9 protein-coding genes are annotated in these 7,628 nt (G+C 74.6%); 5 read left to right on the plus strand and 4 right to left on the minus strand.

The window, feature by feature from the left end:
• The first annotated feature begins 79 nt into the window (after positions 1-79).
• A complete protein-coding gene (locus EBN88_RS26945; RefSeq protein ID WP_122399658.1) occupies positions 80-2,269 on the plus strand; it encodes an RNA degradosome polyphosphate kinase in 2,190 nt (729 codons plus the stop codon).
• A gap of 49 nt (positions 2,270-2,318) precedes the next feature.
• Positions 2,319-2,717, plus strand: a complete 399-nt coding sequence (locus tag EBN88_RS26950; RefSeq protein WP_122399659.1) for an NUDIX hydrolase — start codon at positions 2,319-2,321, stop codon at positions 2,715-2,717.
• A 245-nt stretch (positions 2,718-2,962) separates the two neighbouring features.
• Here EBN88_RS26950 and EBN88_RS26955 read toward each other — a convergent pair whose 3' ends face one another.
• Positions 2,963-3,331 carry a winged helix-turn-helix transcriptional regulator gene (locus EBN88_RS26955; RefSeq protein ID WP_122399653.1) on the minus strand — a complete coding sequence of 123 codons (369 nt, stop codon included), beginning with the start codon at positions 3,329-3,331 and terminating at the stop codon, positions 2,963-2,965.
• A 220-nt stretch (positions 3,332-3,551) separates the two neighbouring features.
• Here EBN88_RS26955 and cpt point away from each other — a divergent pair, with 220 nt between their 5' ends.
• Positions 3,552-4,085: a chloramphenicol phosphotransferase CPT gene (gene cpt / locus EBN88_RS26965; protein WP_199742500.1), complete on the plus strand. Its 534-nt coding sequence runs from the start codon at positions 3,552-3,554 to the stop codon at positions 4,083-4,085.
• A gap of 98 nt (positions 4,086-4,183) precedes the next feature.
• Here cpt and EBN88_RS32490 read toward each other — a convergent pair whose 3' ends face one another.
• The 3 genes from EBN88_RS32490 to EBN88_RS26975 all read right to left on the minus strand — a co-directional run bounded on the left by EBN88_RS32490 (position 4,184) and on the right by EBN88_RS26975 (position 5,369).
• Positions 4,184-4,318: a hypothetical protein gene (locus EBN88_RS32490; RefSeq protein ID WP_267902609.1), complete on the minus strand. Its 135-nt coding sequence runs from the start codon at positions 4,316-4,318 to the stop codon at positions 4,184-4,186.
• Positions 4,319-4,328: 10 nt separating this feature from the next.
• Positions 4,329-4,514: a hypothetical protein gene (locus EBN88_RS30285; protein ID WP_147472865.1), complete on the minus strand. Its 186-nt coding sequence runs from the start codon at positions 4,512-4,514 to the stop codon at positions 4,329-4,331.
• A 72-nt stretch (positions 4,515-4,586) separates the two neighbouring features.
• Positions 4,587-5,369, minus strand: a complete 783-nt coding sequence (locus tag EBN88_RS26975; RefSeq protein ID WP_122399655.1) for a class I SAM-dependent methyltransferase — start codon at positions 5,367-5,369, stop codon at positions 4,587-4,589.
• 116 nt (positions 5,370-5,485) lie between these two features.
• Between EBN88_RS26975 and mshA the strand changes: the two genes are divergently transcribed.
• Together mshA and EBN88_RS26985 are read left to right on the plus strand one after the other, a co-directional pair.
• Complete coding sequence (gene mshA / locus EBN88_RS26980) at positions 5,486-6,745, plus strand: D-inositol-3-phosphate glycosyltransferase (protein ID WP_122399656.1); 1,260 nt, start codon at positions 5,486-5,488, stop codon at positions 6,743-6,745.
• Entirely contained in the window at positions 6,738-7,283 is a 546-nt protein-coding gene (locus tag EBN88_RS26985) for a type III secretion system chaperone family protein (protein WP_122399657.1), read from the plus strand. Before mshA ends, EBN88_RS26985 begins: the two co-directional genes overlap by 8 nt.
• Positions 7,284-7,628 lie beyond the last annotated feature (345 nt).

A 7,628-nucleotide genomic window follows, 5' to 3' on the forward strand; every position in this document is an offset into this window, starting at 1 on the left:
CGTGGCCGCGCCAGGCCCCGGCCCGGGCGCCCCGCCCGCCGGGCCGCACGACCCGGCGGGCACCGGCGGCCCCAACGGCCTGGGCGAGCTGGGCGAACTCGCCGACGGCGAGTCGCCCTCCGCGCTCGACGCCGAGCTGTCGGGGCGCGAGGCCGTGTCGGAGTCCACCGCCGAGTCCACCGCCGAGAACGCGGCGCTGCCCCCGCTCCCGCAGGACCGTTTCCTCGATCGGGAACGGTCCTGGCTGGCGTTCAACGAGCGGGTGTTGGAGCTGGCCGAGGACCCGAGCACCCCGCTCCTGGAGCGGGCCAACTTCCTGGCGATCTTCGCCAGCAACCTCGACGAGTTCTTCATGGTGCGGGTCGCCGGGCTCAAGCGTCGGATCGCCACCGGCGTCGCGACCCGTTCCCTCACCGGCCGCCCGCCCCGCGAGGTGCTGGAGGACACGTGGGCGCTGGCCAGGGAGCAGCTCGCCCGGCAGGCCACCTGCTACCAGCGCGAGGTCAACCCGCTCCTGGCCGAGCAGGGCATCCACCTGCTGCGCTGGCCCGACCTCGCGGAGCACGAGCAGACCGCGCTCTTCTCCTTCTTCCGCAAGCGCATCTTCCCGGTGCTGACCCCGCTGGCGGTCGATCCGGCGCACCCGTTCCCCTACATATCCGGGCTCTCGCTCAACCTCGCGGTCGTCGTCCGCAACCCCGCCAGCGGCCACCGCCACTTCGCCCGCGTCAAGGTCCCGCCGCTGCTGTCCCGCTTCCTTGAGGTCTCGCCGCAGCGCTACGTTCCCGTCGAGGACGTGATCGCCGCCCATCTGGAGGAGCTGTTCCCCGGGATGGAGGTGCTCGCCCACCACGTCTTCCGGGTCACCCGCAACGAGGACCTGGAGGTCGAGGAGGACGACGCGGAGAACCTCCTCCAGGCGCTGGAGAAGGAGCTGCTGCGCCGCCGCTTCGGGCCGCCGGTCCGGCTCGAGGTCGAGGAGTCCATCGACTCCGAGGTGCTGGACCTGCTGGTCCGCGAGCTGAAGATCCGCCGCGAGGAGGTCATCGCGGTGCCGGGTCCGCTGGACCTGACCGGGCTCGGCTCGATCGCCGAACTCGACCGTCCCGAGCTGAAGTACCCCAAGTTCGTCGCCGGCACCCACCGCGACCTGGCCGAGGTCGAGTCCGCCTCGCCGCCGGACGTCTTCGCCGCGCTCCGCACCCGCGACGTGCTGCTCCACCACCCGTACGACTCGTTCTCCACCTCGGTCCAGGCGTTCCTGGAACAGGCCGCCGCCGACCCCGACGTGCTGGCGATCAAGCAGACCCTCTACCGCACCTCGGGCGACTCGCCCATCGTGGACGCCCTGATCGACGCGGCCGAGTCCGGCAAGCAGGTCCTGGTGTTGGTGGAGATCAAGGCCCGCTTCGACGAGCACGCCAACATCAAGTGGGCGCGCAAGCTGGAGGAGTCCGGCTGCCACGTCGTCTACGGGCTGGTCGGGCTGAAGACGCACTGCAAGCTCTCCCTCGTCGTCCGCCAGGAGGGCGAGGAACTGCGCCGCTACGCCCACGTCGGCACCGGGAACTACCACCCCAAGACGGCGAGGGTCTACGAGGACCTCGGCCTGCTCACCGCCGACCAGGACGTGGGCGCCGACCTGTCCGACCTGTTCAACCGGCTCTCCGGCTACTCCCGCCGCGACAACTACCGCCGCCTGCTGGTCGCCCCGCGCTCGCTGCGCGAGGGCCTGGTCTCCCGGATCGGCCGCGAGATCGAGAACCACCGGGCCGGCCGGCCCGCCTGGGTCAGGTTCAAGGCCAACTCCATCGTGGACGAGGCCGTGATCGACGCCCTCTACCGCGCCTCCCAGGCCGGCGTCCCGGTCGACGTGTGGGTGCGCGGCATCTGCGCCCTGCGGCCCGGAGTCCCTGGGCTCTCGGAGAACATCCGGGTGCGCAGCGTGCTGGGCCGGTTCCTGGAGCACTCCCGGGTCTACGCGTTCGCCAACGCCGGCGACCCGGAGGTGTGGCTGGGCAGCGCCGACCTGATGCACCGCAACCTGGACCGGCGGATCGAGGTGCTGGTCAGGGTCGCCGACCCGGCGCACCGCTCCACGTTGACGCGGCTGCTGGCCACCGGCACCTCGGACCGGACCGAGTCCTGGCACCTGGACTCGGAGGGCCGCTGGGAACGGCACGCGAGGGACGCCGAGGGGAACCCGCTGCGGCGGGTCCAGGAGACGTTGATCGAGGCCCGGAGGAAGCGGCGTGGCACGGGAGGTTGAGCCACAGCGGAACGGTGAGCCGCAGCGGAACGGTGAGCCCGCCCCGGTGGTGATCCGGGCGGCCGGCTGCGTGCTGTGGCGTCCCGTCGCGGGCGGCGGCGGGGTCGAGGTGGCGCTGGTGCACCGGCCGCGCTACGACGACTGGTCGCACCCCAAGGGGAAGCTGGACCCGGGCGAGACGGCCGACGCGGCGGCCCGCCGCGAGGTGCTGGAGGAGACGGGGATGCGCTGCGAGCTGGGGCCGCCGCTGTCCACCCAGCGGTATCCGGCGCCGGGCGGGCTCAAGCGGGTCGACTACTGGCTGGCGCGCGCCACGGGCGGGCGCTTCACGCCCAACTCCGAGGTGGACGCGCTGCGTTGGCTCCCGGCCGGGGAGGCGGCGGCCCGGCTGACCCACCTCCAGGACCGGCTCCTTCTCGACGAGGCCCGCGCGGCGCTGGGGCGCTAGCCGCTGGGCTTCGCGGAGCGCCGAGCGCGCTGCGCGCGCCGGCGGGGGCGCTGCGCGGGCAGCCGGGCAGTGAGCCGACCGGCGTTCTCCGTGACGGTGCTGGCGGAGCGCTGCGGACCGTCTGGCTACCCCACTCCACGGGACGCCATCCCGCGCGGGCCGTTCCGCTTCGCCGGCGTGGGGGAACGGGACCGTTCGGGCCGCCGGCCCGTGGCCGGGGCGTTGGGGCCCCCGGGGGTGCGCTCTCAGTGCTCGCCGCGCAGCACCGACGTGGTGTCGACGTCCACGGGTTCGCCGCGCGCGTCGGTCGGGCGCGGCTCCGGGAGGGGGCGGCCGTTCCCGTCCACGAGGAGGGAGTGCGCCTCGTCCGGCGCGAAGGCGTGTCGTTCGCCCCACTGACGCGCGGCCACGATGACGGCGAAGAGGTCTCGGCCCGCCTCCGTGAGGACATAGTTCTGTCGTTTCCCCGAGGGGGCCGTCCGCCGGTCGAGGATTCCCCGTTCGACCAGGCGTCGCAGGCGGTCGGTGAGGATGTCGCGCGCGATTCCGGTGCGTTGCTGGAAGTCGGTGAACGCCCGCGCGCCGTCCATCGCGTCGCGGACGAGCAGCGTCATCGGCGGTTACATGCTGTTCTACTCCCTCGGCTCCGCCGTCGGAGCGACCACCACCACCGCCGTGTACTCCGCCGCAGGGGGGGGCGGGGTCCAGCACGCTCGGCGCCGGCTTCGCCCTCTGCGCGCTCCTCGTCTGGGCCGTCACCGGGGGCGCGTCCGCCGGCCGCATCGGGCCCTTTGCCGAAGGGGGCCCCGGCCCCCTTCGGCTATCGTGGCCGGCATGGCGACGCGGGTGATCGTGCTCAACGGCGGTTCCAGCTCGGGGAAGTCGGGCATCGCCCGCTGCCTCCAGGCGGTGTTGCCCGAGCCCTGGCTGTCGCTGAGCGTGGACACGCTGGTCGACGCGCTGCCGGCGCGGCTGCGGGCGTCGGAGGCGGGGATCGCCTTCGCCGAGGACGGCGGGGTCGCGGTCGGCGCCACGTTCGACGCGCTGGAGGCGGCCTGGCGCCGGGGCGTGGCCGCCATGGCGCACGCCGGCGCGCGGATCGTCGTGGACGACGTCTTCCTGGGCGGCCCGACGTCGCAGGGCCGTTGGCGCGAGGCCCTGGCCGGGCTCGACGTGCTGTGGGTCGGCGTCCACTGCTCCGCCGAGGTCGCGGCGGGGCGGGAACTGGCCCGGGGCGACCGGGCCCCCGGCATGGCGGCCGGCCAGGCGGAGGCCGTCCACCGGGGCGTGACCTACGACGTGCGGGTGGACACCACCGAGGCCGAGGCCCTGGACTGCGCCCGCGCCATCGCCGCCCATGTCAACTGACGGCTGGGCGCCGCCCGTTCAGTCGACTCGCGCACGCCCGCCGAGCGCCACCACGGGCGCGGCGCCGACGGTGCGGGGCTGCGGGCGTCGGCGTTCCATCAACGGCCCAACAGGGCGAGCACGAGCGGGACGGCGCTGACCACCGCCGCGACCATGGCCGGCCCGGCGTGCCGGGTGGCCTCGACGAGGAGGACGTCGAACCCGACCAGCCCGGTGGCGGCCGGCGCGGTCACCGGCAGGACGTCACATGCGGTCAGGCGCGCGGCGGGCAGGCGTTGGTGGCGCACGACGGCGAGGAGGATCGGCGGCCAGCGCGTAGCGGATGGCCTGGCCGGCGAAGACGGGATCGTCGGCGATGGTGGTGGAGACCGCCGTCGAGGTGTCGACGAGCGGCATCGCGCAGGCGGCGCCGGCGGGGATGGTTCTCATGCGGTGCGCTCCGGCGGCGTCGAGGAGGCGGCGCGGGCCCGGCCGTTCCGAGGAACCGGCCCGGGCTCCCCGTCAGCCGGCGGGGGCCAACGCCCGCCACGCCACCGTCACCTCGCCCTCGCGCCAGCGGCGCGGCCCGTCCGTCACCGGCCAGTCGGCGCGCAGCGCCGCCACCGCGTGCAGCCACCGCTGCCGCGCGCCCAGCGGCGCGTACCCGGCGGCCGATGCCCACGCCCGGTCGAAGTCGCGGAGGAACGCGTGCACCGGCTCGCCCGGAACGTTGCGGTGGATCAACGCCTTCGGCAGCCGTTCCGCCAGGTCGGACGGCCGGCCCAGGGAGGCCAGCCGGGCCGCGAAGGTGACCGTGCGCGGCCCCTCGGGACCGAGCGCCACCCAGACCTGGCGGCGCCCGATCTCGTCGCAGGTCCCCTCCACCAGCAGCCCCTCCGGCGCCAGCCGGGCGCACAGCGTGGCCCACGCGCCGGCCACCCGCTCCTCGTCGTACTGCCGCAGCACGTTGGCCGCCCTGACCAGCAGCGGCCGTTCTCCGTTCGGGAGCGGCAGCTCGAACCCGCCGTGGGTGAAGGCGAGGCCGGGCTCGGCCCAGGGGAGGGCCGCCGCGACGCGTTCCTGGTCGATCTCCACGCCGGTCACCCGGACGTCGGGCCGCACCCGGCGCAGCCTGTGCAGCAGTTCGACGGCGGTCCAGGGCGCCGCGCCGAAGCCCAGGTCCACGGCGAGCGGCGCGCCGGCCGTCCGCCGCAGCGCCGGACCCTGGGTCGCGGCGATCCAGCGGTCCATCCGGCGCAGCCGGTTGGGACGGGTGGTTCCCCTGGTCACAAACCCCTCCGCCATGCGGTGGAGCGTAACCCCCGCACAATGGGAACAGGTGCGCCGTTCCGCCGGTTGTACCGGGGAGCCCGCCCAGCCGTCGTTGAGGAGCCGTCGTGCCACACATCCGCCGGGTCGCGATGTTCAGTGTGCACACCTCGCCGCTCCACCAGCCGGGCACCGGCGACGCGGGCGGGATGAACGTCTACATCGTGGAGCTGGCCCGCCAGCTGGCCGCGCTCGGCACCGAGGTGGAGATCTTCACCCGCGCCACCGCCGGCGGCCTCGACCCGTGCGTGGAGCTGGCGCCCGGCGTGCTGGTGCGGCACATCGACGCCGGCCCCTACGAGGGGCTGAGCAAGGAGGAACTGCCCGCACAGCTCTGCGCGTTCACCCACGGGGTGACCCAGGTGTGGGCCGCCAGGGCGCCCGGGTACTTCTGCCTGGTGCACTCGCACTACTGGCTCTCCGGGCACGTCGGCTGGCTGGCCGCCGAGCGCTGGGGAGTGCCGTTGGTCCACGCGATGCACACCATGGCCAAGGTGAAGAACGCGGCGCTGGCCACCGGCGACACCCCGGAGCCGGCGGCGCGGGTGATCGGGGAGACCCAGATCGTGCGCGCGGCCGACCGGCTGATCGCCAACACGGCCGAGGAGGCCGGCCAGTTGGTCCGCTACTACGACGCCGACCCGGCGCGCACCACCGTGGTGCACCCCGGCGTGAACCTCGACGTCTTCCGCCCCGCCGACGGCCGCCGCGCCGCCCGCCGCCGCCTCGGGCTGCCGGCCGAGAGCGTGGTGCTGCTGTTCGCCGGCCGCATCCAGCCGCTGAAGGGGCCGGACATCCTGCTGCACGCCGTGCGCGAGCTGGTGGACGCCGACCCCACGCTGCGCGACCGGCTGGTGGTGCCGATCGTCGGCGGGCCGAGCGGCTCGGGACTGGCCAGGCCCGAGCGGATGCAGAAGCTCGCGGTGCGGCTCGGCATCGCCGACCTGGTGTGGTTCCGGCCGCCGGTGGCCCAGGAGCGGCTCGCCGACTGGTACCGCGCGGCGAGCGCCCTGGTGATGCCCTCGTACAGCGAGTCGTTCGGCCTGGTCGCCGCCGAGGCGCAGGCGTGCGGCACCCCGGTGGTCGCCGCCGCCGTCGGCGGGCTGCCGGTGGTGGTGCGGGAGGGCGAGACGGGCTATCTGATCGACGGGCACGACCCGGCCGACTTCGCCGTGGCGCTGCGCCGGTTCTGCGACCATCCCGCGCTCCCCGAACGGCTGGGCGAGGCCGCGCACCGGCACGCGGCCGGCTTCGGCTGGGGCTCCACCGCGCGGGAGACGCTCGACGTCTACCGCGCGGCCCGCGAGGAGCAGCGCTTCGCCCACCCCGACCTACGATCGGCACATGGCTGACGTTCCCGCATCCGCTCCCGACGACCCGTCCGCACGCTGTGTCCGCGCCATCGAGGGGGCGCTGAACGAGGCCGGCGCCGAGTGGGAGAGCCCGGAACGCGGCCACTACGTCGTGTCCCTGCCCGGCACGCGCAAGCTCTCCACCACCTGCTCGCTGGTGGTCGGCCGGCACGCCCTGTCCGTCAACGCGTTCGTGGTGCGCCGCCCTGACGAGAACCACGAGGCGGTCTACCGCTGGCTGCTGGAGCGCAACACCCGCCTCTACGGCGTGGCCTACGCCGTGGACCGGCTCGGCGACGTCTATCTGACGGGCCGGCTGCCGCTCGCCGCGATCACCGCCGAGGAGGTCGACCGGCTGCTGGGGGTGGTGTTGGAGAACGCGGACGGTTCGTTCAACACGCTGCTGGAGCTGGGGTTCGCCTCCGCGATCCGGCGCGAACACGCGTGGCGCACGGCGCGCGGCGAGTCCACGCGCAACCTGGACGCGTTCCGTCACCTGACGGAGGCGCGGGCCCCCGGGGGGCCCGCGCCGGAGTAACGCCCGCCCACCGGCGGTCAGGCTCACCTGCGCTCGGGAGCGCCCGCCGGTGGTGAGGGGCGCGGGGAACTGCGCGAGTAACCCGCCATGTACCCGCACTCGACAGCGCAGCTGCCCCCACCAGCTCCGCTGTCGCCCTCAGACCGCACCACATCACCCGCGCAGTTCCCCGCGCCCCCACCCGCCCGGGCGCGCCCCGCCCGGGCGCGCCTCGCCGCCTAGGTGTTCTGTCCGGGGAGGTTGTGGACGGTGATGTAGGTCTCGGTTAGGGGTCTTGAATGGGGGAGGGCCTTCTGGGTTCGGTGTGGATTGCGACATCTGCACCGACCTTGAGAAGGCCCTCAT

It is taken from the genome of Streptomyces triticirhizae (genome assembly GCF_003696235.1).
Classification (GTDB): Bacteria; Actinomycetota; Actinomycetes; order Streptomycetales; family Streptomycetaceae; genus Streptomyces; species Streptomyces triticirhizae.